Below are 26008 nucleotides of genomic sequence, written 5' to 3'. Positions count from 1 at the left end.
GCGCGCCGCCCTGTATCCATGCGCCTTGCACGGCTGTCATCGCTGCGTCATATGACGGCGTTACAGTCGCGTCCTTTGAATCTCTCCGAGGGCGGTAATGAAAACAAATTGGATCATGCTGGCGGCGCTGGCAAGTGTGGGCTTGGTCGGCTGCAACGGCGGTTCGACGACTGCGCAGGTCATTCCCGAAGGCACGACAGTCACCGTGGCGCTGCTGGAAACCACCGATATCCACTCGAATGTCCTGAGTTACAACTATTACGCGCTGGCTGAAGACACCAGCCTGGGCCTGGAGCGCACCTCCACATTGATCCAGGCGGCGCGCGCGGAAAATCCGAACAACGTACTGCTCGACGATGGCGACGTCATCCAGGGCACCTTGCTGGCCGACTTACAAGCCGTGGCCGCACCCGTGCCCTGTTCCGGCACCCTGGCAGTGCACAAGGCCATGAACGCGCTGAAATATGATGCGGGCGGCATGGGCAACCATGAATTCAACTATGGCTTGCCCTACCTGAGTCAGATCACCAACACGGATTTCGGCATACCCGGCGTGGCCAAACCGACGGGTACCTGCGGCGCGCCCGCCTTCCCTTCCGTACTGAGCAACGTCGTCGGCGTGGCCAGCGGCAAGCCCATCTTCCAGCCCTACACCCTGCTGCCCCGCGATTTCGCCGCCACGGCGCCCGATGGCAGCAAGCTGAGCGTGAAGATCAATGTGGGCGTGCTGAGCTTTGTGCCGCCGCAAATCCTCGAATGGGACCAGAAAGTGCTCGCTGGCAAGGTTAGCGTGACGGGCGTGCAGGAAGCGGCGAAGCAATATGTTCCGGAATTGCGCAACAAGGGCGCCGATATCGTCGTAGCCTTGTCGCATGGCGGCCTGGACACCAGCGCCTACAGCCCGAAAATGGAAAACGGCAGCTATCACTTGACCAGCACGGGCATCGACGCGCTGATGATAGGCCACTCGCACTTGATCTTCCCGAAAGGCAAGGAACAAGGCGCGGCCGCGCTGGACGCCTCGTTTGCCGCCTTCCCCGCCAGCGCCAAGATCGACGCCGAAAAGGGCTTCGTGAATGGCGTGCCCACCGTCATGGCGCAAAGCTGGGGCCGCCGCTTGGGCATCATCCAGCTGACCCTGGCGTTTCAGAGCGGTAAATGGGTGGTGCAGCCGGCCAAGACGACGGTGGAATCGCGCGGCTTCAAGTATACGGATGGCAAGACCCTGGTGAAAGCCGACCCGGCCATCGCACCGCTGGTGGCAACCGAGCACGCCGCCACCATCGCTTACGCCAAGCAGCCACTGGGCATCAGCACGGATTTCGAGATGTCCGCCTACTTTGCGCTGGTGGGAGACGTGAGCGCCATCCAGCTGGTGAACCAGGCGCAGCTCGATTACGTGAAGAACTTCATCGCCACCAGCACGGATGCCACCTTGTCCAGCTACAAGAATATCCCCGTCATTTCGTGCAGCGCACCGTTCAAGGCGGGCCGCAACGGGCCATCCGATTTTACGGACGTGGCCGCAGGTGCGACGCCGGCCGCGCCAATCGGCTTGCAAGTGCGCAATCCGGGCGACTTGTATTTATATAGCAACAACAACCTGCAAGCCGTCAAAATCAAGGGTTCGGACTTGAAGGCCTGGCTGGAAACGTCGGCCAAGCAGTTTGGCCAGATCGACCCGGCCAGTACTGCCGAGCAAGACCTGGTGCCGTCGTATGGCACGATTTATAACTACGACGTGTTCTATGCGGAAAACAATGCGCTCACGTACCAGATCGATGTGACGAAAAAGCCGGGCAGCCGCATCGTCAATCTCACGTACAAGGGCGCACCCGTCGCCGATGGCGATGATTTCATCGTTGCCACCAACGATTACCGCGCCGGTGGCGGCGGCGCCGTGCCTGGCATCGATGGCAGCAAGACCATCATCAAGTCGCCCGATGCGAATCAGGCCGTGGTCAGCAATTACCTCGCGTCGCTGAGCACCAAGGGTGGCAAGGTGAGCCTGGCGGTCAATGGCAGCGCGCGCAGCTGGAGCTTCGTCAAGACGGCCACGGCCGGCCCCGTGATCCTGCGCTCGGCGCCCGGTCACCTGGCGCTGGCGCAAGGCAGTGGCATCGCCAATGTAGCGGCCGAAGGCGGGCTCGACGCCAGCGGTTTCGCCAAGTACCGCATCGACCTGAGCAAATAAGGTCCATGGGCCGGGACTGCTGCTGTTCCGACCCTCATTCTGCAAGGTGATCCTGATGAAACACGCACTGTCCCTCCCCGCCGTCGTGCTCGCTGCCGTCCTGGCCGCCTGCCAGTCGTCGCCGCCGCCCACGCCGGCGGAAATCGAAGCCGTCGCCATGCAGGCGCGCCAGGCGGGCGACCACCAGGCCGAGCGCAAGGTCCGCAGCTGGGCCGGCAAGGACATGCCCGTCGCCGAGCGCGAACTGGCGCTGATTTACCAGCCCCGTCCGGAACGGCGCGCCGAGGCGCTGAGTCTGTTCGAACAGGCGGCCCGCGCCGGCGACACGGAAGCGGCCTTCGAACTGGGGCAAATGCTGCGCGCGGCCACGCCGGCCCAAGCCTGGCTGTGGTACCGCCAGGCGGCGCAGCAAGGCCATGCGAAGGCGGCCTTGATGCTGGGCCTGCTGGCAGCCAACGGCGAAGGCGTGCCGCAAGATCCCGTGATAGCGGCGCTCTGGCTGGAAAAATCGAGCGAGCTGGGCAATCCACACGCCATGTTCCTGCTATACAACGCCTACCGCGAAGGCCGCGGCGTGCCGCGCGACCTGGTCAAGGGCCATGCATTGCTGGAAGAAGCGGCCCACCACGAATACCCGCCCGCCATCCAGGAGCTGGCCATGACGGTGCAGGCGGACGACGCCGTGCGCGCGGGCCACCTGATGAAGGAAGCAACGGAGCACCGGCATAATAACTGGAACAAGTTCTAAGCCATGTCAAGGTCAAGCCGTATTGCTGGATGCCCACATATCGCTGGCGCCAGAAAATCACGCTGCGTTTTGGGCCAGGTCAATCGTGTTGGACTGGACATTGCCGAGGGGCTATGATGAACAAGCTGCTTCCGTGGAGGCGGCGGGGCTGTTGCCGGCCCCGAAATAGCACACTGTATTTGCTTTTTAGAAATTTGTTACTCTGGACCAGCCTCGGTGAGCATGTCGCATACGCTCAGCCCAGCCAGTGTTTGGGTAGGCCCTGGCTCGTCCGTTGACCTCCCTATAAGAAAGAGTCCAATGAAAAAGCTGACCACCGCCTTTGGCGCGCCTGTTGTCGACAACCAGAACATCCAGACGGCCGGCCCCCGTGGCCCTGCCCTGCTGCAAGATGTGTGGTTCCTGGAAAAGCTGGCCCACTTCGACCGTGAAGTCATCCCCGAGCGCCGCATGCATGCCAAGGGTTCCGGCGCGCATGGCACCTTTACCGTCACGCACGACATCACGCGCTACACGCGGGCGAAAATCTTTGGCGCCGTGGGCAAGCAAACGCCCATGTTTGCGCGCTTTTCCACGGTGGCCGGCGAACGGGGAGCGGCGGACGCGGAACGCGACATCCGCGGCTTCGCCCTGAAGTTCTACACGGAAGAAGGCAATTGGGACCTGGTCGGCAACAACACGCCCGTCTTCTTCATGCGCGACCCGCTGAAATTTCCCGATTTAAATCACGCCATCAAGCGCGACCCGCGCACAGGATTGCGCAGCGCCAACAGCAACTGGGACTTCTGGACCTCGCTGCCCGAAGCCCTGCACCAGGTGACGGTGGTGATGAGCGACCGTGGCTTGCCGCGCAGTTTTCGCCACATGCACGGCTTCGGCAGCCATACCTTCAGCTTCCTGAATGCGCAAAACGAGCGTTTCTGGGTCAAGTTCACCTTTAAAACCCAGCAAGGAATTCAAAACCTGACAGATGCCGAAGCCGAGGCGCTGGTGGGCAAGGACCGCGAAAGCTCGCACCGCGACCTGTATGACAGCATCGAAAACAAGGATTTCCCCCGCTGGACCCTGTACGTGCAGATCATGCCGGAAAAAGAGGCAGGCACGTATCACTTGAACCCCTTCGACCTGTCGAAAGTGTGGCCGCACGGCGACTATCCGCTGATCGAGGTGGGCGTGCTGGAACTGAACCGCAATGCCGACAACCACTTTGCCGAAGTGGAACAAGCGGCCTTCAACCCGGCCAACGTGGTACCCGGCATCAGCTTTTCGCCGGACAAGATGTTGCAAGGCCGCCTGTTCTCGTATGGCGACGCGCAGCGCTACCGCCTCGGTGTCAACCACAGCCATATCCCCGTCAACGCGCCGAAATGCCCGTTCCACAGCTACCACCGCGACGGCCAGATGCGCGTCGACGGCAACCAGGGCGGGACCCTGGGCTATGAACCGAACAGCGAGCAGGAATGGGCCGAGCAGCCCGATTTCCGCGAACCGCCCCTGAGTATCGAAGGCGCGGCCGACCACTGGAACCACAGGGTCGACGAGGATTACTATTCGCAGCCGCGCGCCCTGTTCCGCCTGATGACACCAGCACAGCAGCAAGCCTTGTTCGACAACACGGCGCGCGCCACCTCGGGCGCCTCGGAGCAAGTCAAGCAACGCCACATCGGCAACTGCACCCTGTGCGACCCAGCCTACGGCGCGGGCGTGGCCGAAGCGATCGGCCGCCTGAGCAAATAAAGCGGGCTGAAGGGCCGGGCAACAGGCCTTTCAGCCGCAGCACCCTGCGACAGGCAGGACTGGCCGCCAGGCACGCTTGCCTCAGCGCTGGATATCGATCTGGCCCGTGATGCTCGTTTCCACCGGATAGCCGTCGACCTGCGACGGCACGCGCCGCTTGACGGACGCATCGCGCAGATACACGACGAGGGCTTCCCCGCCGATGGCGGTCTGCCCCAGGCTGACGCCTTCGACCCCATCGATCGCCATCAAGGCCCGCTCGTTGCGCCGCTTTGCCGCTTCCAGTCGGCCGGGTGGCGGTGTGGCATGAGCGTGGCCACTGGGCTCGTCCGGCACATACGGCATGGCCGCATCTTCAAAGACGGCGTATGGCGCTGGTACAAATTTACTGTTTGACATGACACATCCTCCTGATGCTGCCCATGGCACGCGTGGAACAAGGAGGCACGGCAGCGCCTCTTGCCCGCCAGGCCATGCATGGCAGGCACACCTGACCATATCATCATCGTGCAAAAGGTGGCGCAGTGCAAGCAAGCATCACGCCGCCGCACCGTTTTCTGTGACAATGCTCAAGTGTATAAATTGATGTCGAGCGCCACCACCACGCGCCGCATCTGGTTGGCAAAGGTGATATTGCCGCCGCCGGCAAACAGCAGGCCGACGGGATTGCGCTGCTGGTTCCAGGTCCAGATGGACGAGCCGGAGTCGCCGCCCGCGCTGAATGCCCCGCTGACGCCCGTAATGGCGATCTGGTCCTGGAACAGCGCGATTCTGCCGCCGCCATAATTGACGTTGATGGTGGCGCCCAGGCCCGTGATGCGGCCCTGCGTCAATTGCGTCGTGCGTCCGGATTTGCCGACCATCATGCCCAGCGCGGGCGCTGCGAGCGCGTTGCTGATACGGAAATAGGCCGGCACGCCACCGCTCAGGTAGACGAGTTCGCGCCGCACGCGGTCTGGCCAGGCCCAGCCGGTGGCGCAATCGACAAAATTGACGCCGCCACTGAAATTGATGGGCACGAAGCGCTCGAGCACGGCCACCTGGTCTTGCGGGCAGCGCCCGCCATCGATGGGGCCCGGCTGCACGATGCAGTCGTTGAACGCGCCGCCGTTGGAATTGGCCAGCACGTGATTATTGCTCAGAATCATCAAACGGCTGTTGCGCGGCGCGCTGCGCCCCACGGCCAGGCAGCCGATGGTGCCAGCCGTGATGCGGAAATGACCGATCGAGACGCCGCCCGGCGCCGGACGCAAGCGGAAACGGTGGGGCTGCGCATCGATCACGCCCGTGACGACGATGTTGACGGGCACCCTGTCGCTGGCCACGGCGCGCACGCCCATGGCCGCCACAATGGCGGCCTTGGCGCGGTCGACGGAAGTGGGTTCGGCCACATACAGGGTCAGGGCTGGCAAGCCCGGCTCGCCGGACGAACTGTCGCTGGCGCCCTCGCCCAAGCCGATCGACACGCCCTGGATATTGCCGCCGTCGCTGAAGGCGTCGGCGGCGCGCACGCCGCCCGCCTGGGAAATGGAGTGGCGCATGCCATCTTCGATGCTGCGCTTGATTTCCAGCAATTCCATGCTGACGCCGCTCAGGGCGTCGGGCACGTCCGAAACGGATGCGCTCTCGATCGTCTTATCGTCTTCGCCAGGGATGGAAAATTGGCCGACGGCCTCTTCATCGTCCGCGCTTTGCCCCCTGCCGCTGCTGCCCGGTGGGGCGCTGAAACCATTCTCGTTGCCTATCATCATGTTCTCCTCGTGGGTCGCTGCGAACCACCAGTGTGGACGGGCCGCACCGGCCGGTATTGATCTGGATTGAACTCGCAGGCGCGAGGCCGCCCTGCGCCAACGGGGCCAGGGGGGCAAAAATAGTTCCCTCGTCAAGGTTGAGCGAGATCAGGCGTGCGGGCAGAGGCGCCGCCGTATACTTGGCCGACAGGCTGGAACCGGGCCTGCTCCACGGCAGCAAGGTTAGCAACAACAGCAACGCCAGCAACGGCATGGATGGGGAAACAATGACGAGCCCTGGTATGACACGCCACGACGACGCGCCTGCGGGCGAGCAAGCAGGCCAGCATGCCGGTTTTGTGCACGGCATGGCGGCCTGGGCGGAAAAACACCGCATCAGCCCCTGGCGCGGCAGTTTTTCCGACTTCATCGAGCAAATCCTGCCCGGCCGCGCGGCCCTGCTGACGCGCAGCGCGCACCAGTACCTGTGGGATATGATGCGGGGGAATGGCCAGACCGATGACAGCGGGCGCTTCCGCTGCCGCCTGTTTGACGACGAACTGTTCGGCATCGACGAGGCGATCGACCGGGTGGCCGCCTACTTCAAGGCGGCCGCCGCCGGCTCCGAGGTGGGCCGGCGCATGTTGCTGTTGCTGGGCCCGCCATCGGGCGGCAAGTCGACCCTGGTGATCCTGCTCAAGCGGGGGCTGGAAGAATACAGCCACAGCAGCGAAGGCGCGCTGTATGGCATCGCCGGCTGCCCCGTGCACGAATCGCCGCTGCACCTGGTGCCGCACAACATGCGCGCCGACTTTCGCGCCAGCTATGATGCCGAGCTGCATGGCGAACTGTGCCCTCATTGCCGCGCCCGCCTGGAAGAACAATATGCGGGCGACTTCCTGCGCATGCCCATCGAGCGCATCCACCTTTCCGAGGCGGGCCGCTGCGGCATCGGCACGTATGCGCCGCACGATCCCACTACGGCCGACCTGGCCGACCTGGTGGGGTCCGTCGATCTGTCGAAAGTGGCGCAGTACGGCGACGAAGGCGATCCGCGCGCCTGGTCGTGGTCCGGCGCCGTGTATGCGGCCAGCCGCGGCATGCTGGAAATGATCGAGATCCTCAAGGTCAAGCGCGAATTCCTGTACCTGCTGCTGACGTTAACGCAGGAAAAAAATGTCAAGGTGTCACGCTTCCCCTTGATTTACCTCGATGAAACCATCCTCGCGCACACGAACCTGGCCGAATTTCGCAAATTCCTGCAAGAAAGAGAAAACGAGGCGCTGCTCGACCGCATGGTCATCGTGCAAGTGCCGTATACGCTCAATTACCGCGAAGAAGCGCGTATCTACCGCAAGCTGATCCTGGCGGCCGCGCCCGCCTTTCGCGACGTGCACCTCGATCCGCACGCGCTGCATGCGGCGGCCGTGTTCGCCATCCTCAGCCGCTTGCCCGAGGGCGAGGACAAGGAAGCCGAGCTGGTCAAGAAGCTGCGCGTGTATGCAGACGAAGACGTCGGCGACTTGCAGCATGCCGACATCCGCCGCCTGCGCGAGCGCGACAAGTCGCCCGACGAGGGCTTGTCGGGCGTGTCGCCCCGTTTCGTCATCAATGCCCTGTCGCACGCCATCATTTCCGCCCAGCGCAACAGCCTCTCCACCATGGACGTGCTGCTGGCCCTGAAGGATGGCATAGAAAACGATGCGCGTATCGAACCGCGGCGCAAGCGTCAGTGGGTCGATTACCTGGTGCTCACGCGCAAGGATTTCTATAACCGCTGGGTCAAGGCCGACGTGCACAAGGCCCTGTTCGTCTCGTTCGAGCAAGAAGCACAGGACTTGCTGAGCAAATATCTCGATGAAGTCGAAGCCATGCTCGACAACCGCCAGATCCGCGATCCCATCACCAGCGAAGAGCGCCGTCCCGACGAGCGCTTCCTGCGCGCCGTGGAAGAAAAAATCCACATCAGCGACTCGGGCAAGCAGTCTTTCCGGCAAGAAGTGGTGCGCAAGGCCATGAGCGCCTTCAAGCGGGGCGAGGCCTTTGGCCTGGGCAGCCACGCGCAATTGCTCGATGCCATCCAGCAATATCTGTTCGAGCAGCGGCGCGACGTGCTGCGCCTGGTCGGCTCGGCCAAGCGCCCCGACGACGACGTGCGGGCCAGGATTTCCGCCGTCGAGCAACGCCTGGTAGACGAATATGGCTATGACGCCCATAGCGCGCGCGAAGCGCTCAATTACGTCACCACCTTGCTGGCGCAGGAATAGCCATGTCCGCCACGAGCTCGCCAGCTTCCGCCGCGCCAGCCCTGGCCCAACCGTGGTACGCGCTGTTCGCGCGCGGCACGCGCGATTGGCTGCGCCACAACCAGAAAGTGCGCGAAGCCGTGCAGGCGCACTTGCCCGAGCTGATCGCCATGCCTGACCTGATCGGCGGGCCCCAGCAGCGCACGGTGCACGTGCCCATGCACCTGCTCGAACATGCGCGTTTTCGCCTGGCACCCGCGCGCAACAGCGTGGGTGCAGGCCAGGGTGAAGGCCAGCCCGGCGATCTCTTGCGCGCGGCGCGGCCCGCCGCCACGGGCGAGGCCGGGGCACCGGGCGGCGATGGCGAGGGGGCGGTACGCCTGCTGCTGGAGTTTCCCATCGACGACATACTCGACTGGCTATGGGAGGCCTTCGAGTTGCCGCATCTGAAGCCGCGTCACCTGGGCGTGATCGACGAGGTGCAGCTGGTCCGCAGCGGCCTGGAGCGGCATGGCGCCCGTTCGCGCCTGGACCGCCGGCGCACCGTCAAGGAAGCGATCAAGCGGCGCGCGGTGCAAGCGCAGCCCGTGCCCTTCACCAATGATGACTTGCGTTACCGCCAGGTGCTGCCACAGCCCCGGCCCAGCACGAATGCCGTCGTGTTTTTCGTGCTGGACGTGTCGGCCAGCATGGCGCAAGCCGAGCGCAGGCTGGCCAAATCCTTCTTTTTCTTTGCCTTGCAGGGCTTGCGGCGCAGGTATGCGCGCGTGGAAACGCGCTTCATCGCCCATACGACGCGGGCCTGGGAGTTTTCCGAAGCCGAATTCTTCCAGGTCAATGGCATGGGCGGCACCATGGCGTCCACCGCCTTTCGCCTGAGCCGCGAACTGCTGCAAGAGCACTATGCGCCGGAGCGCTATAACGCCTACCTGTTCTATGCCTCCGATGGCGAAAATTTCAGCGAAGACCGGGGCGCCGCCAGCCTGGCCCTGGGCGACCTGGCCGCCTTGCTCAGCTATATGGGCTATGTGGAAACCTTGCCCGGCGTGCCGCGCAGCCTGGAAACGGAAATGCACAGCCTGTGCGCCGAGCACGAACGGCGAGGCTTGCCCTTGCACAGCAGCATCCTTAGCAGGACCGACGATGTGTGGGCGGCCATCCGCACCTTTTTCCAGCACGAGGCGGCCGACACGCAGGAGGTGCCATGACACAGCCTGATGCACAGTTGCGCGGCGACGGGACAGACAAGACATGCAAGGCAGGCAGAATGGGCCTGGACGGCTACGCGGCGCGCATCGAAGCACTGGCGCGGGAACTGGGCCTGGCATTTCTCCCTGTCGAGTTCGAACTGGTGCCGGACAGTTTCATGGCCGAGATCGCCATCTATGGCTTGCCCGTGCGGATGCGCCACTGGTCATTCGGCGTGCGCTACATCCACCAGCTCGTGCATCAAAAGATGGGCAATTCGCATATTTTCGAAGTCATGTTTCCCGGCGACCCTTGCCATGCCTACATGGCGGAACACAATTCCGTGGCCGAAAACACGCTCGTCACGGCGCATGTGCTGGGCCACGCCGACTTTGCCAGCCGCAATGCCCTGTTCCTGCGTTTCGGCGCCATGGCGGGCCAGCACATCCTGGAACAAAGCGCGGCGCGCGCGCGGCGTCTCGAAACGGCACTGCAACAGCACGGGCAGGAGCAGGTGGAAGCCGTGCTCGACGCGGCACTGGCGCTGGAACAGCATGTGGACGTTCACGCCGAGCTGCACCGCCCGCCCTATGCCGCGGCATCGGAGCCCGGCGACGTGGCGGGCAAGCAAGCCGCCGCGGACGATCCCTTTACACAACGCTACCGGCGCTTGCCCGGTGAAGCGGCCGCGCTGGCGGCGCGCGAGGCGGCCAGGGCGCGCCCGGCGCAGCGCCCGCTCGTGCCGCCGCAAGCCGAGTACGACTTGCTGTGGTTCATCGCACAACACGGGCCGGAGCTGGCCGACTGGGAACGCGACATTTTTTTGGCCGTGCGCGAAGAGTCGTTTTACTTCTATCCCGTGTACGCCTGCCAGATCATGAATGAAGGCTGGGCCTCGTACTGGCATGCGCGGCTGCTGCGCGAAGCCGACTTCCTGCCCCCGGCACTGTATCTGTCCGCCATCAAGTCGCATTCGGACGTGGTGCGCCCTTACGCGGGCGAGCACCAGCAGGCGCTGGCCGTCAATCCCTATCAGCTGGGCTTTTGCATGTGGGAACACATCATCGAGCGCGAAGGACTGGCGCGGGCGCGCCAGATTTGCCGCGACGACGACGATTGCAGTTTCATTCGCAACTATCTGGACGGGGAACTGGCTGACCGCCTGGGCCTGTTCATGCATGAAAGCCGCCGCGACGGCGAAACTCGCCTGGCCAGCCGCGACTTGCGGGCCATCCGCGAAGCCATCCTGGCGCCCAAATACAACTACGGCGCGCCGTGCATCGCCGTCACCCTGCTCAACGACGACGGCAGCCTGGTGCTGCGCCACGATCACCAGCGCGATGGGCGCGGCCTCGACCTGGAGCGGGCGGAACAGGTGCTGGCGTATATCGCCCGCATCTGGCGCCGCCCCGTCACCCTGCATACGGCCGATTTTCGGGGCACACCCCGTGTTCTCCACAGCAAGACCGATGGCGTGCCCGAGCCGCCCAATTCGCCAACACTGCCAGCGACGCCCGTGCAGCACTAGGCAGCAGGCAGTCGCGCGGCTGTGGATTGGACATACATGATGCGGGCCATATGATGCGGGCCGCCTGCACGCGCACGTCAGGTGCGGCCAGCGCGTACCGGATGCGCGGCCAGCTCGTACCTCATGCCTGGTCAGCCTGCGCCACATACCAGGCGATGGTCTGACGCAATCCTTGCGCCAGGTCGTGCGTGGGTACGTAACCGAGCAAGCGGGCCGCCTTGGCGATGTCCGCTTGCGAATGGCGCACGTCGCCGGCGCGAAACTCGCCATAGTGCGGCGCCAGCGGCACGTGCTGCGGGCGGGCGGCCAGCAACATCTGCTGCATGGTGGCGTGCAGCTGCGTCAGGCTGGTGCGGGCATTGACGGCCACGTTGTAGACCTGGTTCACGGCTGCCGGATCGGCATGCGTGGCGGCCAGGATATTGGCTTGCACGGCGTTGATCACAAAGCAGAAGTCGCGGCTGGTGGCACCGTCGCCATGGATGTACACGGCCTGCTTGTCCAGCATGGCGGCAATCCAGCGGGGAATGACGGCGGCGTAGGCGCCCAGCGGATCTTGCCGCGGACCGAAGACATTGAAGTAGCGCAGCCCCACCGTTTGCATGGCGTAGCAGCGCGCGTACACCTGCGCATACAGTTCATTGACATATTTACTCAAGGCGTACGGCGACAGGGGTGCGCCGATGTGCTGCTCCACCTTTGGCAAGGCCGGGTGGTCGCCATAGGTGGCGCTGGACGCAGCGTACACGAAGCGCGGCACGCCCGCATCGCGCGCGGCGACCAGCATGTTCAGGAAACCGCTGACATTGACGGCATGGCACAGCTGCGGGTCTTCCAGCGAACGCGAGACGGAACCGAGCGCCGCCTGGTGCAGCACATAGTCGACAGGGCCGCCACCGGCAGCATCTGCATCACCGCCGCCAGCGTTGGCGGCCTGCGCCGGTGCGCCACACGCGCGCGCGCACGCCTGCGGGTCGCGAATATCGCCTTCGAGGAAGGTGAAGCGTTGCCACGCCGCTTCGCCCACGCTGGCGCGCACTTGTTCCAGGTTGTGGCGGTGGCCCGTCAGAAAATTGTCCAGGCCGCGCACTTCCTGCCCCAGCTGCAGCAAGGTTTCCAGCAGGTGCGAGCCGATGAAGCCGGCCACGCCCGTCACCAGCCAGCGCCGCGGCGTTTGCATCAGCTGCGCGCAGGCCAGCGCGTACGCGCCGGGAGCCGTGCCTGCCGCGCCATGCGCGGTGTCGGCTGGCGAATCGAAAGCGTCGGCCGCCATCACAGCCGCCACACGTTCAGGCCGCCGTTTTGCAGCGGGCGGGGGTCGAAATGCGACTTGATGTCGATGAAGCAGCCATTTTCCTGCACCTTGGCCTGGAAGTCGGCCAGCGGGCGGGCCAGCAGGGCCTGGTGCGAGACGGCGCTGATGATGGCCTCGGCCCGCGGCAGCTGGTCCCAGCTTTCCAGCGTCAAGCCGTATTCTTCCAGCGCCTCTTGGCCATCGGCGACGGGGTCGTGCACATGCACCTGCACGCCGTACGATTGCAGTTCGTGGATCATGTCGACCACTTTCGAGTTACGCAAGTCCGGGCAATTTTCCTTGAAGGTCAGGCCCAGCACATTCACGTGCGCACCCTTCAGTTTAAAACCGGCGCGCACCATTTCCTTGATGGTTTTTTCCGCCACGAACTTGGCCATGCCGTCATTGATGCGGCGCCCGGCCAGGATCACATGCGGATGGTAGCCCAGCATTTCCGCCTTGTGCGTCAAATAGTAGGGGTCGACGCCGATGCAATGGCCGCCCACCAGCCCTGGACGGAACGGCAGAAAATTCCATTTCGTGCCCGCCGCCTGCAGCACTTCCAGGGTGTCGATGCCGATGCGGTCAAAGATAATGGCCAGCTCGTTCATCAGCGCGATGTTCAGGTCGCGCTGCGTGTTTTCGATCACCTTGGCCGCTTCGGCCACGCGGATGCTCGAGGCCCGGTGCACGCCTGCCTCGACCACGCCTTCGTACAGGGCTGCCACCTTGTCCAGGGTGACGGCGTCGTCACCCGAGACCACCTTGCGGATGCTGTGCAGGGTGTGTGCCTTGTCGCCGGGGTTGATGCGCTCCGGCGAAAAGCCCACATGAAAGTCTTCCTTCCAGCGCAGGCCCGAATGCTGCTCCAGGATGGGAATGCAGATCTCCTCGGTGGCGCCCGGATACACGGTCGACTCGTAGATGACGATGGCGCCGCGCCGCATGTGGCGCCCGACGGCCGCGCTGGCGCCGGCCAGGGCGGAGAAATCGGGATTATGCGCGCTGTCGACGGGCGTGGGCACGGCCACGACGATGAAATCGGCCAGTTGCAGCTCGGCCGGATCGCAGCCCACGCTCAGCCACTGCGCGGCGTGCAACTGTTCCGTACTCACTTCGCCCGTGGGGTCGACATGGTTGCGGTAACTTTCCACCTTGCGTGCCGACAAGTCAAAGCCGATCGTGCGCTGGCGCATGCCAAACGCGACGGCCAGCTGCAAGCCGACATAACCGAGCCCCACCACCGCCACCACGTCCGCCCTGCTATCCACGCTGCTGTCCATATGCATCGCTCCAAATGGTTGCGGCCCGAGCATCGCCGTCCGGGAAATTCTACGGTCGCCGGCCCGGCCATTCTTGAGCGGGAACAAGGAACAAGGAGCCGTAGCAAGACTGCGCGCGGATAATCGGCGGCTTGTTGAGCACAATCAAGGAGAGCGGCGGCCATCTTTTTAAGCTAGGCCATGCCCATCCCTCATGCACGCCGCTACCGGAGACTTCCATGGCCCGTTCCCTGCCCCGCGCTTTTCCTGGCCTGCCGGCCGCCGCGCTGTGCTGCACCCTGCTGCTGCCCTTGCTGACGGGCTGCCACGGCACGCAGAGCAGCGAGTCCCTGCTGGCCGACGCGCAGCAGTACCGCCAGAAGGGCGAGGCGCGCGCAGCCATCATCCAGCTGAAGAACCTGCTGCAAAAGGAGCCGGACAACGCGGCGGCACGCCTGCTGCTGGGCAGCATCTATATCGACACGGGCGAAGCGCTGTCTGCCGAGAAAGAATTGCGCAAGGCAAAGTCGCTGGGGCTGGCATCGCAGCCAGTGATGCCATTGCTGGGCAAGGCCTGGCTGATGCTGGGTCAGTTCGACAAGGTACTGGCCGAGATCGCCGACGATGCCGCGCAACCGCCAGCCGTGCTGGCCCTGCGCGGCGATGCCCTGCTGGCCCTGGGCCGCCAGGACGAAGCGCGCGCCGTGTTTGCGCGCCTGCTCGAAGCCCATCCGGGCCAGGTCGAGGCCCTGCTGGGCCTGGCGCGGCTGGCGGCACTGGAGCAGCAGTTGACGGCGGCCGAGCTGCTGCTGGCGCAAGCCATGAAAAGCGCGCCCACCAACCTCGACGCCTTGCGCCTGCAGGGCGACCTGCAGCGCCTGCAAGGCAAGAACGGGGCGGCGCGGCTCGCCTACATGCAAATTCTCAAGCTCAAGCCGGACAATACCCAGGCCCATATCGACCTGGCCAACCTCGATATCGTGGAAAACCGCTACCTGGAAGCGGCGGCCCAGCTGGCCACGGCGCGCAAGACGGCGCCCAACAGCCTGGGCCTGCTGCAGACCCAGGCGCTGCTCGATTTCCGCCAGGGCAAGAACAAGGCGGCCCTGCAATCGTTGCAACTGGTGCTCAAGGTGGCGCCCGAGCACATGCCGTCCATCCTGCTGGCCGGCGCCGTGCAGCTGAAGCTGGGTTCGCCGCAACTGGCGGAAAGCTATCTGCAGCGCTTCCTGGCCGTGTATCCCAAACATGTGTATGCGCTCAAGATGATGGCGTCGATCGAACTGATGCGCGGCAAGACGGACGCCGCCCTCGACCTGCTGCTGCCCGTGCTGTCTGCCTTTCCCGACGACGTGGAACTGCTGTCGCTGGCCGGCGAGGCGCATTTGCGCGCGCGCCGCTACGACAAGGCCGCGGCGTATTTCGAAAAGGCCAATACCCTGGCGCCGGACACGGCCAGGCTGCATGCGGCGCTGGGCATCACCCGCCTGGGCATGGGCGAGTACAGCCGTGCCATCGACGAACTGGAACGCGCCAGCATGCTCGACAAGAGCACGCCGCAGGTGGGCACCATGCTGGTGATGACCTTGCTGCGCAACAAACAGAACGACAAGGCCCTGGCCACCGTCAAGATGCTGGAACAACAGCAGAAAGGCGCAAATCCCCTGCTGCTGAACCTGAAAGGCGGCGTCTACATGGCCTTGCGCGACGTACCCGCCGCGCGCGCCAGTTTCGAGCAAGCCCTGGGGATGGACCCTGTCTATTTACCCGCCCTGAACAACCTGGCGCAGATCGACCTGGCCGAGAAAAAGCCGGAGCAAGCGAAACAGCGCTTTGAGCGGGCGCTGGCGAAAGCGCCGAAAAATGCCGACCTGTGCGCGGCGCTGGCCAAGCTGGCCGCCTCGCAAGGCAAGACGGACGAGGCGCGGCGCTGGCTGGAGCGGGCCCACCGCGACAATCCCGACGCCGTCGCGCCGGCCCTGCTGCTGAGTAACTTTTACTTGCAGACGGGCGCGCCCGACAAGGCGCTGGAACTGGCGCGTACCCTGCAGTCGGGCCACCCGGACGACGCCGATGCGCTGGCCATGCGGGCGCAGGTCGAATACGGCGCCGGCCAGGCGCAGGCGGCGCTCGACAGCTACAACAAGCTGGCCAGCCTGCAGACGACGTCGGCACCGCTGCAGATGCGCATCGCCAGCCTGCACCTGGCACTGGGCGACGGCCACCATGCGCTGCAAGCCGTCAAGCGGGCGCAGGCGCTCGATCCCACCCTGCTCGAAGCGCGCGTGCTCGAAGTGACCCTGCTGCTGTCGCTGAACCGCCAGCGCGATGCGCTGGTCGTGGCGCGCCAGGTGCAGCAGCAGCAGCCGAAGCTGGCGGCCGGCTACAAGCTAGAAGGCGACGTGCTGATGGCGCAGAAACTGCCGCAGGAAGCCGTCAAGCTGTACCAACGCGCCCTCCAGATCAGCAAGATCGGCCCCATGCAGGTGCAGCTGTACCGCGCCTTGCTGGCCTCGGGCCAGGTGGGCGAGGCGGATGCGCGCATGGCGGCCTGGCTGAAGGACAAGCCCGATGACCTGGGCGTGCGCACCTACCTGGCCGGCGCCAAGCTGGCGGCAAAGCAATATCGCGCGGCCATCGAACAGTTGCAGTACATCGTTGCCAAGGACACGGCCAATCTGGCGGCGCTGAACGACCTGGCGTGGGCGTATCAGCAGGAAAAAGATCCGCGTGCGCAAGCGACGGCCGAGCAAGCGCTCAAGCTGGTGCCGGACAACCCCATCGTGCTCGACACCCTGGGCTGGATCGTGCTGGAACAGGGCGACGTCAAGCGCGCGACCACCTTGCTGCGCAAGGCCGCCGGCCTGGCGCCGAAGTCGCCCGACATCCAGTACCACCTGGGCGCGGCGCTGGCGAAATCGGGCGACAAGCCGGGGGCGCGCAAGCAACTGGAACAACTGCTGGCCGCCAACAAGGATTTCCCGCAGCGGGCCGAGGCGCAAGCCTTGCTGACCCAGCTCTAGGCCATGGTGGCAAACACGGCCCTGCCCGGCCTGGCGCTGCGGCTGCTGGCCTTGCTGGCGGGCGTCGGCTGCATGCTGGCCTTGCGCCATTATCCGCTGGGCCACGGCTGGCCCAGCCTGCTGTTTGCCGCCCTGCTGCCCGCCTATTTCCTGCTGCTGTGCTGGCGTCCCGCCTGCTGGCTGTTCTGCCTGCCCGCCTTGCTGCCCGTGCTGGACCTGGCGCCATGGACGGGCTGGTTCTTCTTCGAAGAAATCGACGTGCTGCTGTTGCTGACGGTAGCTTGCGGCTATTGGCGCCTGGGCGGGCCCGCCCAGAGCGCCGCGGCGCGGCTTTCGCCCGCCGCCCGCGCCTGCCTGCTGCTGTGCAGCCTGGCCTGGCTGGCGGCGCTGCTGCGCGGCGTCCTGCCGCTGCCGCCCCTCGCCGTGTACGCCTGGGACAATTATCTGAGCCCTTACAACAGCTTGCGGCTGGGCAAGGCCTGGGCCTGGAGCATGCTGCTGCTGCCGATGCTGCTGCGCGACGGGGACGCGTCCGCCCTGCGCCGCTACGCGCTGCCGGGCATGCTGGTCGGGCTGGCCATGGTATCCCTGTTCGCGCTGTGGGAGCGGGCCGTGTTTCCCGGTTTGATGAACCTGTCCAGCGACTACCGCATCACGGCGCCGTTTTCCGCCATGCACACGGGCGGCGCCGCGCTGGACGGTTATCTGGCCCTGAGCCTGCCATTTGCGGGACTGTGGCTGGCGCGCGCGCGCAGCCGCTGGCAAGCGGCGCTGGCCTTGCTGCTGCTGGCACTGGCCCTGCACGCGGCATGCACCACTTTTTCACGGGGCCTGTACGCGGCCCTGGCAGCGGCCATGCTGCTGGCCTTGTGGCAAACCCTGCGCACAGGTCACGGCGCGGCGCGGCGCCGGACGGGCCGGCGAGCAATGGGGAAACTCTTGCTGGGGCTGCTGTTGGCCGTGCTGGGCACCGTTCTGCTCGTGACCATGTTCAGCCTGGCCGGCTACCGGGGCTTGCTCGCCGCCGTGGTCCTGCTCGCGGCCAGCTTCGTGCTGGCGGCGCGGCCCTTGCCGTGGCGCCTGGCGCCGGCCAGCCTGCTGTGCGCGCTGTGCCTGCAGGGGGTACTGGCCAGCTGGTGGCCGGAAGGGGCCGGCCAGCAGGCTGCCGGCTGGCTGAAAGGTCCGTATTTCCTGTTTCTGCTGGCAGCAGCACTGCTGGCGGCAGCACTGCTGCCCGGCCTCCTCTGGCCAGGCGGCGCTGCCGCCAAAGGCCCAGCCAGGCTGAGCCTGGCGATGATGGCGTGGACCATGCTGGCGTGCAATCTCGTCTGGATAGGCTGGCACTGGGCGGGACCACCTGCCCTGGCACCGGCCTGCCTGGTCGTGCTGCTGGCCATGCTGATGCTGTGCAATGGACGCTTGCGCCCACCCCTATGGCGGCTGGACCGCGCCAGCCTCAGCATGGCGGGCGCCGCCGGCATCCTGTTGCTGCTGGCCATACCCGTCTCGGCCAGCTATTACGCCACCGAACGTTTCGCCACCACCGCCTTCGACATGCAAGGCCGCTTGCGCCATTGGCGTCAAGTGCTGGCCATGCAGCCATCCGACTGGGGCGATCAGCTGTTCGGCATGGGCATGGGCAGCTTTCCCGCCACGTATTACTGGCACAATCCCAGGCGCGAGGTGCCGGCCAGCATCGCGTATGCGGAGGAAGGCGGCGAGCCTGGCAACTCCGGCAACACTTTTGTCCGCCTGGCCAGTCCCGGCTACAGCGCCGGCTACGGCGAACTGCTGCGGCTGCTGCAACGCCTGCCGGTGCAGCCGGCCACGCGCTACACGCTGGCGCTCGACGCGCGTAGAAGCGGCCCGATGCCCGTGCTGCTGGTGCGCCTGTGCCAGAGACAATTGCTGTATGCACAAAATTGCGTGAACATCCCCCTGCGCCTGCGCCTCCCGCAGCCAGGCGCGCCGGCCAGCGCGTGGCTGCACTATGAAGTGCCATTCGACAGCAGATGGCTGGGCGCGGGCGCCTGGCTGCTGCGCCCGCCCGTGCAGCTGGAACTGGCGGCCAGCGGTACGGCCACCTCATCCGTGATCGAGGTCGATAATCTGAGCCTGCGCGCGTCTGGCGGCGAGGAATTGATACTCAACGGTCACTTTACCCAGGCCAACAATTACTGGTTTTTCAGCAGCGACCACCATCACCTGCCGTGGCATATCAAGAGCCTGGCGCTGCAACTGCTGGTGGAAACGGGCTGGTGCGGCGCACTGTCCATGCTGGGCCTGCTGGCCCTGGCCGGCCTGCGCCAACTGCGCCAGGCCGCGGCAGGCGACCAGGGCGCGCTGGCCTACGCCGCCGCCCTGCTGGGCTTTCTCGTTGTCGGCCTGTTCGACAGCCTGCTCGACGTGCCGCGCATTGCCCTGCTGTGCTACCTGATGCTGCTATGCGCGCTGCTGCAGCCCCTGCCACCCCTGTCACCTCCTCCTGCTGAAAGTGCGCCGCCATGAAAGCCCTGCCGTTGACATTCTCCTCCGCCCTGATGAGCTGCCTGGTCCTCGCCCTGGCCAGCGCGCCCTGCCGTGCCGACGACGCCCTGGCGCAAGTCATTGCGCGCGTCAAACCGTCCGTCGTCGGCGTGGGCAGCCTGCAAAAGACGCGCACGCCGCCCATGAATTTCCTCGGCACGGGCTTCGTGGCGGGCGACGGCTTGAGCGTGCTGACATGCGCCCATGTGATCCAGAAACTGCTCGACGCCAACCCGGACGAAGTCATCGGCATTCTCACAGGCCAGGGAAAGGCGGCGCAATTTCGCCAGGCAAAAGTGCAGGTGCTGGACACGGAACACGACCTGGCCCTGCTGCGCCTGGCGGGCGAGCCGCTGCCTGCCCTGGCGCTGGGCGACGCGAGCACGGTGCGCGAAGGCCAGGCCATGGCCTTTACGGGATTTCCGCTGGGTGCCTTGCTGGGCTTACATCACGTCACGCACCGCGCCACCGTATCGTCGCTGACGCCGGTGGTCACGCCCAGCGACAATGCGCAGCGCCTCGACCCACGGCGCCTGGCGCAACTGAAAAAAACACCGTACATCGTGTTCCAGCTGGACGCGACCGCATATCCGGGCAGCAGCGGCAGCCCCTTGTATGATCCAGAAACCGGCCTCGTCTACGGCATCGTCAACATGGTGTATGTCAAAGGCCTGAGAGAGGCCGCCATCAGCGCGCCCAGCGGCATCACGTATGCGATTCCGGGCAGCCATATGCAGGCGATCATGCTGAAAAATAGATGACTCAGTTGCGCCCCTGCCGCAGCCGGTCGGTGATGCCAGGTTCATCCCATGTCGGGAAAAAAAAGGGGTAAAACGATCGTTCACCCCCATGCTGTTCCATCATGCCGCCGTACTTGCGGATCTGGGCCCCCATGTAGTCGAGGTCCAGACGCAGCAGCACGGCCGGCGCCCCCACGCGCGTGCACTCTCGCTCGCCGCCAAAATCCTTGAAACCGAGCATGCGCTTGTAAAACACCACATGCCGTGGATTGACTTCAATCACGTAATCCGTGAAGCCGTGAATATTGTGGGCATAGATATACGAAATATGAATCAGCGCCGCAAACACGCGCTTGCTCACGCCCTTGTCGATGGCCAGGCGCGACGGTTCGCACAGGCGCCGGCCCTGCTCGCGCAGCACATCGAGCTTGTCGCGGAAGTTTTCATCGGCGGGCAAGCCCGTCTCGTCATTGTCCAGGCACAAGGTCATGGTGCCGACGGTGGAGCCGGCCGTTTCTGCAAACAGGGTGATTTTATTCAGCGCATGCGCGATGCCGGGATCGACGGCATAGCCGCGCCAGCCGTACATCTTGCGGATCAGCAAACTGGCCGCTTCGCGCCGGCCACGCGAATTGGCCATGCGGATATGAAAGCGCTGCAGGTCGAGCTCGTGCTCCATGGCCGGGTCAATCTGCCCCTCGCCCACCACCAGGTCACTGAAGGTGCCTGGCGTGTCGAAGGAAATAATGGGTTCATCTTGAAAGCTCATCTTGTCCTCACGTTCATCGGCCGCCGCCGAGACGGACTGAAGCCAATGCCTTGTGACAAGAAAAAGACGAAAAAAGTTCCCACCATTAGCTAAAAAAACAGAAGAAATTTCCCTTTAGATGGCAAAATTACACGCTGAAATTTGCTGAAAAGAACAAAAAGACAAATATATCTGCTGTTTTGATATTGCTCAGATCGCTACTAAAAGAAGCTCTCCGGTATCAACAGCACGTCGCCCGGGCGCATCATGACGTTGGCGGAAATATCGCCATTCTTGAGCAGGTCGTCCAGGCGCACGCCCAGCTGCTGCTGGCTACCTTCGCGCATGCGGATGATGCTGGCCTTGTTGCCGGCGGCAAAGTCAGTGATGCCGCCTACGGCGATGAGCACGTCCATCAGCGACATGCCCAGCCGGTACGGCAGCGCCTGCGGCTTGGCCGCCTCGCCGATGACCCGGATCTGCTCGCCGTACGGGCCCGAGAAATTGGTGACGATGACCGTCACCACCGGTTGCTGGATGAACTTGCCCAAGGCTTGCTCGATGTCGCGCGCCAGCTGGGTCGAGGTCTTGCCGCTGGCGGCCAAATCCTCCACCAGCGGCGTGGTGATCTTGCCGTCCGGCCGCACGGCCACCGTCAGCGACACTTCCGGATTGCGCCAGACAATGATGTTGACGGAGTCGCCCGGGCCGATCAGGTAGTCGTGCATGGGCGCGCTGTCGTCGGCGGGCGCCAGCGGATAAGGTGTGCGGCAGCCCCCCAGCAAGCTGGCGCTACCCGCCAGTACCAGTGTGTGGCATAGAAATGCACGGCGAAACGGATTCATGCGGGGCCTCTTCGAGTCGATGGCGCGTCCATGGCCGGCCCCGCAGAACCAGCCTGGGCCGCGAACTTCCTATGATTATTAAAACCCGGCAAGTGAACCTTGAGGCGTATCAAGAAGCAATCATTTTGGGAAATCTTGCTTCCCAGGCGCCCTATACTTTGCTTACTCAACAGGCAAGCATTTCTTGCAAGACGCCGTTGTCCGCGCCGCCCAGCCATCGACCGTGCAGCACCGTCACCAGAAGGAAGCGACATGGAGGAATTGATACAGCAACTGCTTTCCAGCCTGAAAGGCATCTGGAAGTACCGCTGGCATGCGGTGCTGGTGGCGTGGCTGGTGGCGATCGGCGGTTTCATCAAGGTGATCACCCTGCCCGACGACTTCCAGACGTCGGCGCGCGTGTTTGTCGATACGCAAACCATCCTCAAGCCTCTGTTGGCCGGCATGACCAGCGTGCCGAACACGGAACAGCAGGTGGCCATCATGAGCCGCACCCTGCTCAGTCGCCCGAACGTGGAGCGCGTCATGCGCATGGTCGACCTCGACCTCGATTCGAAGTCCGTGCGCGAACACGAAGCCCGGCTCGATGAGCTGATGAGCCGCATCAAGATCACTGGCACCAACGCCTACGACATCTACACCATCAGCTACAGCGGGCGCGACCCGAAGCTGGTGCGCGACGTGGTGCAAAGCTTGCTGACCATCTTTGTTGAAGGCAGTTTCCAGGGCAAAAAGGGCGATTCGCAGAAAGCCGTGCAATTCATCGACGAGCAGATCAAGAATTACGAGGACAAGCTGAGCGCGGCGGAAAACCTGGTGAAGGAATTCAAGATCCGCAACAACCTGCTGCTGCCGCGCCAGGGCATCGACTATGGCAGCCAGCTGCTGATGTCGTCCGATAGCCTGAACAATGCCAAGCTGGAACTGGTCGAGGCGGAACAATCGCGCAAGGCCATCCTGAGCCAGATCGAAGGCGACGAACCCGTGCTCGACCTGGAGCCAAACGCCTCGGCCATCACGAACCCGGAACTCGATGAGCGCATCGCCTCACTCAACAAGAACCTCGACAGCCTGCGCATGCAATTTACGGAGTTGCATCCCGACATCATCGCCTCGAAGCGCCTGATTGCCCAACTGGAAGAGCGCAAGATCGAGGAAAGCAAGCTGAAAACGGCGGCCGGCGACCCGGGCAAGAACTACAGCCCCATGCTGCAGCAGTTGAAGGTGGCGCTGACGGACGCGGACGCCAAGGTAGCCGCCATCCGCGCCCGCGTGCAGGAATACAACGCGCGCAATGAGCGCCTGCTGGCGCAAAGCAATGCCGTGCCCGAGGTGGAATCGCAGCTGGCGCAACTGAACCGCGACTACATCATCAACAAGGAAAACTATGAAAAGCTGATCGGCCGGCGCGAAGCGGCCAAGCTGTCGGGCGAACTCAGTTCCACCACCGAGATGATGGCCTTCAAGATCATCGACCCGCCCACGGTGCAATATGCGCCCGTCGGCCCGAACCGTCCGCTGCTGTTCAGTGCGGCGCTGGGCGCGGCCCTGGTGGCCGGCATCGCCACGGCCCTGCTGATCAGCCAGGTGCGCCCCACCTTCCTCAGCCCTGCCGAACTGCGCGATGCCACGGGCTTGAACGTGCTGGGCACAGTATCGATGAACTGGACGCCGCTGCAGCAGGTGCGCCGCCGCCGCGCCCGCTATGGCTTTGCCGGCTGCCTGGGCAGCCTGTTCCTGCTGTACGGCGGGGTCATGACGGCCGCGCTGCTCAAATTCTAGACCATGCCACGGGAGCGACGATGACCAGCAAGGAGCGCAGCAGCAAGGACAGCGGCAGGCAGGAAGCCCTCATCCTGGGCGTCGCCGAAGCCCCCGTGCCGTACGTAGCGGACAGCGCCGATGGCGCAGACGGCGCGGACACCCAGGCGGCCAGCAACCCCCAATACCGCGCCCTGAACCTGGCCCGGCTGGCGGAGCAAGGCATGCTCACGCAGGAAGGCGGGCGCAGTTCGGTGGCCGAAGATTTCCGCATCATCAAACGCCCGCTGCTGCGCCAGGCGCGCGCCAGCGGCGCCGAGGCCATCCGCCACGGCAACCTGATCGTCGTCACCAGCGCCATGCCCGGCGAAGGCAAGACGTATTGCGCCGTCAACCTGGCCATGAGCATCGCCATGGAAATGGACATCACGGTGCTGCTGGTCGACGCCGACGTGGCGCGCCCGTCCGTGCTGAAAGTGCTGGGCCTGTCGCCCGAGCCTGGGCTGATGGACGTGCTGCTCGATCCGCAGCTGTCCATGGCGGACGTGATCCTGAAAACCAACGTGGCCAACCTGCGCATCCTGCCCGCCGGGCGCAGCAACAAGCATGCGACGGAATTGCTGGCCAGCCGGGCCATGAGCCGGCTGCTGGCCGAGATCGCCAGCCGCTACGCCGACCGCGTCGTCGTCTTCGACTCGCCGCCCCTGCTGATCACCAGTGAAGCGCACGCGCTGGTGGGACAGATGGGCCAAGTGGTGATGGTGGTCGAGGCGGAGACGACGACCCAGCACGCCGTCAAGGAAGCGCTGCGCCAGATCGACTCGTGCGAACACATACATTTGATCTACAACAAGACCAAATCGTTCCCCGGCAACGACTACTACGGCTATGGCTATTACGACTAGCCGCCGGGTTTCGCTACCGCTGGCGCTGCCGCCGTTGCTGCCTTTGCTATCCTTGCTGCTGCCCCTGCCCGCCTTTGCTGTCGACTGGCTGGTGAAACCCTCGCTGCGCCAGCGTGTAAGCTATACGGACAATGCGCTGCGCGCGCCGCCCGGCAAGGCGCAATCGGACTTCATCACGGAAATTGCGCCCGCCATCGCCCTCATCGGCACGGGCCCGCGCCTGCGCGTGCACCTCGATTACAGCTGGCACCAATTCCTCTCGGGGCAGCGCGGCAATAGCGATAACCACGACTTGCGCGCCGCGGCCGACGCCGAACTGGTGCAGGACTGGTTCTTCATCGATGCGGACGCCAGCGTGAGCCGGCGCAACATCTCGCCGTTCGGCCCGCAACTGCTTGACGAGCTGCCCGACACGGACAATGCCAGCACGGTGCGCACCACCGGCATCAGCCCCTACCTGCGCCACCGCTTCCGCGGCCTGGCCACGGCCGAGCTGCGCTACACGCGCAATACGGTCGACAGCGGCGCATTGCTGTCCGTACACAGCGATGAAATGGAATTGCTGCTCAGCGGCGAGCCGCGCGGCAGGGGCTGGACCTGGAACGCCAGTCACGACGTGCGCCGCACGCAGGACAGTAAGCTGGCGCCCGTGCGCATGCAACGCAGCAGCGTGGGCCTGCGCTATCCGTTCGGCAGAAAATGGGCGGCCACGGCCAGCGGCGGCATGGAAAAGGAAGGTTATATGTCGAGCAGCGGCAAGGCGCCGGAAGGCCGCTTCTGGTCGCTGGGCGGCGTGTGGACGCCATCGCCGCGCACCAGCGTGGCCTTCAGCACGGGCAAGCGCTTTTTTGGCAACACCTACAGCCTGGATGCCAACTTCCTGCAGCGCCATACCAACTGGCAACTGAGCTACAGCGAAAACATCACCACCCTGCCCACGCAGTTTGCGCGCCTGGGCGACCGCGACGCGGGCCAGCTGCTCGATCAATTATGGCGCGGCATCTTTCCCAATGCGCGCGACCGGCGCTTGCGCATCAATGCCTTCCTGCGCTACGCCAACAGCCTGGGGCCGGAACGGGGCGCCATCAATTACTTCAGCCACCGCTATTTCCTGCAAAAACAGCTGCAACTGACGATGGCGCGCGCCACGGCGAAAAGCACGCTGGTCGCCGGCGTCACGGCCGTCGATCGCACGGCGCAAACGGCCAGTGGCATCGAGAGCGCCTTGCTGCCCGGCATGGAGTTCGGCAGCGAAGACCGCACGCGCCAGATCGGCAGCAACCTGGGCTGGAGCTGGCAAGCCAGTTCGCGCACCAGCATGAATGTCAATGCCGGCTACGCCAGCGTGCGCTCGCTGAGCGTGCCGCGGCGCGACACCAACATCACCGTGACGGCCGGCTACACGCGCATCCTGCAGCCGAACATGACGGCCAGCATCGACGTGCGGCACATGCGGCACACCAGCAACCGGGGCGGCAACTACCGCGAAAACGGCGTCAGCGCCACGCTCACCATGCAATTCTAAGGAGGCCG

At 64.6% G+C, this 26008-nt stretch carries 18 protein-coding genes; 12 read left to right on the top strand and 6 right to left on the bottom strand.

What is annotated here, in order from left to right; all coding sequences use genetic code 11:
• Positions 1 to 97: 97 nt before the first annotated feature.
• The 3 genes from ACQ4WL_RS11910 to ACQ4WL_RS11900 all read left to right on the top strand — a co-directional run bounded on the left by ACQ4WL_RS11910 (position 98) and on the right by ACQ4WL_RS11900 (position 4679).
• Positions 98 to 2194: a bifunctional 2',3'-cyclic-nucleotide 2'-phosphodiesterase/3'-nucleotidase gene (locus ACQ4WL_RS11910; RefSeq protein WP_436509929.1), complete on the top strand. Its 2097-nt coding sequence runs from the start codon at positions 98 to 100 to the stop codon at positions 2192 to 2194.
• 55 nt (positions 2195 to 2249) lie between these two features.
• A complete protein-coding gene (locus ACQ4WL_RS11905) occupies positions 2250 to 2942 on the top strand; it encodes a tetratricopeptide repeat protein (RefSeq protein WP_436509928.1) in 693 nt (230 codons plus the stop codon).
• A gap of 300 nt (positions 2943 to 3242) precedes the next feature.
• Entirely contained in the window at positions 3243 to 4679 is a 1437-nt protein-coding gene (locus tag ACQ4WL_RS11900) for a catalase (protein ID WP_436509927.1), read from the top strand.
• An 81-nt stretch (positions 4680 to 4760) separates the two neighbouring features.
• Here ACQ4WL_RS11900 and ACQ4WL_RS11895 read toward each other — a convergent pair whose 3' ends face one another.
• Together ACQ4WL_RS11895 and ACQ4WL_RS11890 are read right to left on the bottom strand one after the other, a co-directional pair.
• Positions 4761 to 5078 carry a hypothetical protein gene (locus tag ACQ4WL_RS11895; RefSeq protein WP_436509926.1) on the bottom strand — a complete coding sequence of 106 codons (318 nt, stop codon included), beginning with the start codon at positions 5076 to 5078 and terminating at the stop codon, positions 4761 to 4763.
• Positions 5079 to 5248: 170 nt separating this feature from the next.
• Positions 5249 to 6430 (bottom strand): chymotrypsin family serine protease, encoded by a 1182-nt coding sequence (locus tag ACQ4WL_RS11890; RefSeq protein WP_436509925.1) that lies wholly within the window; start codon positions 6428 to 6430, stop codon positions 5249 to 5251.
• Positions 6431 to 6711: 281 nt separating this feature from the next.
• Between ACQ4WL_RS11890 and ACQ4WL_RS11885 the strand changes: the two genes are divergently transcribed.
• The 3 genes from ACQ4WL_RS11885 to ACQ4WL_RS11875 are packed head-to-tail and all read left to right on the top strand — an operon-like array spanning position 6712 to position 11371.
• Complete coding sequence (locus ACQ4WL_RS11885) at positions 6712 to 8676, top strand: serine protein kinase (protein WP_436509924.1); 1965 nt, start codon at positions 6712 to 6714, stop codon at positions 8674 to 8676.
• Positions 8677 to 8678: 2 nt separating this feature from the next.
• Positions 8679 to 9863, top strand: a complete 1185-nt coding sequence (locus ACQ4WL_RS11880; protein WP_436509923.1) for a DUF444 family protein — start codon at positions 8679 to 8681, stop codon at positions 9861 to 9863.
• Positions 9860 to 11371 carry a SpoVR family protein gene (locus ACQ4WL_RS11875; RefSeq protein WP_436509922.1) on the top strand — a complete coding sequence of 504 codons (1512 nt, stop codon included), beginning with the start codon at positions 9860 to 9862 and terminating at the stop codon, positions 11369 to 11371. Before ACQ4WL_RS11880 ends, ACQ4WL_RS11875 begins: the two co-directional genes overlap by 4 nt.
• Positions 11372 to 11492: 121 nt before the next feature.
• Here ACQ4WL_RS11875 and ACQ4WL_RS11870 read toward each other — a convergent pair whose 3' ends face one another.
• Positions 11493 to 12644 (bottom strand): SDR family oxidoreductase, encoded by a 1152-nt coding sequence (locus ACQ4WL_RS11870; RefSeq protein ID WP_436509921.1) that lies wholly within the window; start codon positions 12642 to 12644, stop codon positions 11493 to 11495.
• Positions 12644 to 13948, bottom strand: a complete 1305-nt coding sequence (locus ACQ4WL_RS11865) for a nucleotide sugar dehydrogenase (protein ID WP_436509920.1) — start codon at positions 13946 to 13948, stop codon at positions 12644 to 12646. Before ACQ4WL_RS11865 ends, ACQ4WL_RS11870 begins: the two co-directional genes overlap by 1 nt.
• Before the next feature lie 218 nt (positions 13949 to 14166).
• Between ACQ4WL_RS11865 and prsT the strand changes: the two genes are divergently transcribed.
• The 3 genes from prsT to ACQ4WL_RS11850 are packed head-to-tail and all read left to right on the top strand — an operon-like array spanning position 14167 to position 20237.
• Positions 14167 to 16950: an XrtA/PEP-CTERM system TPR-repeat protein PrsT gene (prsT, locus tag ACQ4WL_RS11860; RefSeq protein WP_436509919.1), complete on the top strand. Its 2784-nt coding sequence runs from the start codon at positions 14167 to 14169 to the stop codon at positions 16948 to 16950.
• Between the two features lie 3 nt (positions 16951 to 16953).
• Complete coding sequence (locus ACQ4WL_RS11855) at positions 16954 to 19458, top strand: hypothetical protein (protein WP_436509918.1); 2505 nt, start codon at positions 16954 to 16956, stop codon at positions 19456 to 19458.
• Positions 19455 to 20237, top strand: a complete 783-nt coding sequence (locus ACQ4WL_RS11850) for a S1 family peptidase (protein ID WP_436509917.1) — start codon at positions 19455 to 19457, stop codon at positions 20235 to 20237. The genes ACQ4WL_RS11855 and ACQ4WL_RS11850 overlap by 4 nt, the downstream gene beginning before the upstream one ends.
• A 1-nt stretch (position 20238) precedes the next feature.
• Here the strand turns inward: ACQ4WL_RS11850 and ACQ4WL_RS11845 are convergent, their stop codons facing one another.
• Positions 20239 to 20985: an N-acyl amino acid synthase FeeM domain-containing protein gene (locus tag ACQ4WL_RS11845; protein WP_426089913.1), complete on the bottom strand. Its 747-nt coding sequence runs from the start codon at positions 20983 to 20985 to the stop codon at positions 20239 to 20241.
• A gap of 200 nt (positions 20986 to 21185) precedes the next feature.
• Positions 21186 to 21809, bottom strand: coding sequence for an XrtA/PEP-CTERM system exopolysaccharide export protein (locus ACQ4WL_RS11840; protein ID WP_436509916.1), 624 nt, complete (start codon positions 21807 to 21809; stop codon positions 21186 to 21188).
• Positions 21810 to 22061: 252 nt separating this feature from the next.
• Between ACQ4WL_RS11840 and ACQ4WL_RS11835 the strand changes: the two genes are divergently transcribed.
• From ACQ4WL_RS11835 to ACQ4WL_RS11825, 3 genes are read left to right on the top strand one after another with little or no spacing between them, the layout of a single operon-like run.
• Positions 22062 to 23591: an XrtA system polysaccharide chain length determinant gene (locus ACQ4WL_RS11835; RefSeq protein WP_436509915.1), complete on the top strand. Its 1530-nt coding sequence runs from the start codon at positions 22062 to 22064 to the stop codon at positions 23589 to 23591.
• A 20-nt stretch (positions 23592 to 23611) separates the two neighbouring features.
• Complete coding sequence (locus ACQ4WL_RS11830; protein ID WP_436509914.1) at positions 23612 to 24475, top strand: XrtA-associated tyrosine autokinase; 864 nt, start codon at positions 23612 to 23614, stop codon at positions 24473 to 24475.
• The gene (locus ACQ4WL_RS11825) at positions 24459 to 26000 is read left to right on the top strand and encodes a TIGR03016 family PEP-CTERM system-associated outer membrane protein (RefSeq protein ID WP_436509913.1); all 1542 of its coding nucleotides are present in this window, start codon (positions 24459 to 24461) and stop codon (positions 25998 to 26000) included. Before ACQ4WL_RS11830 ends, ACQ4WL_RS11825 begins: the two co-directional genes overlap by 17 nt.
• Positions 26001 to 26008: the final 8 nt, after the last annotated feature.

This window comes from Janthinobacterium kochi (assembly GCF_051380715.1).
Classification (GTDB): domain Bacteria; phylum Pseudomonadota; class Gammaproteobacteria; order Burkholderiales; family Burkholderiaceae_D; genus Janthinobacterium.
The sequence above is the reverse complement of the archived record's forward strand: the minus strand, read 5'-3'. Positions and strand labels throughout refer to the sequence as shown.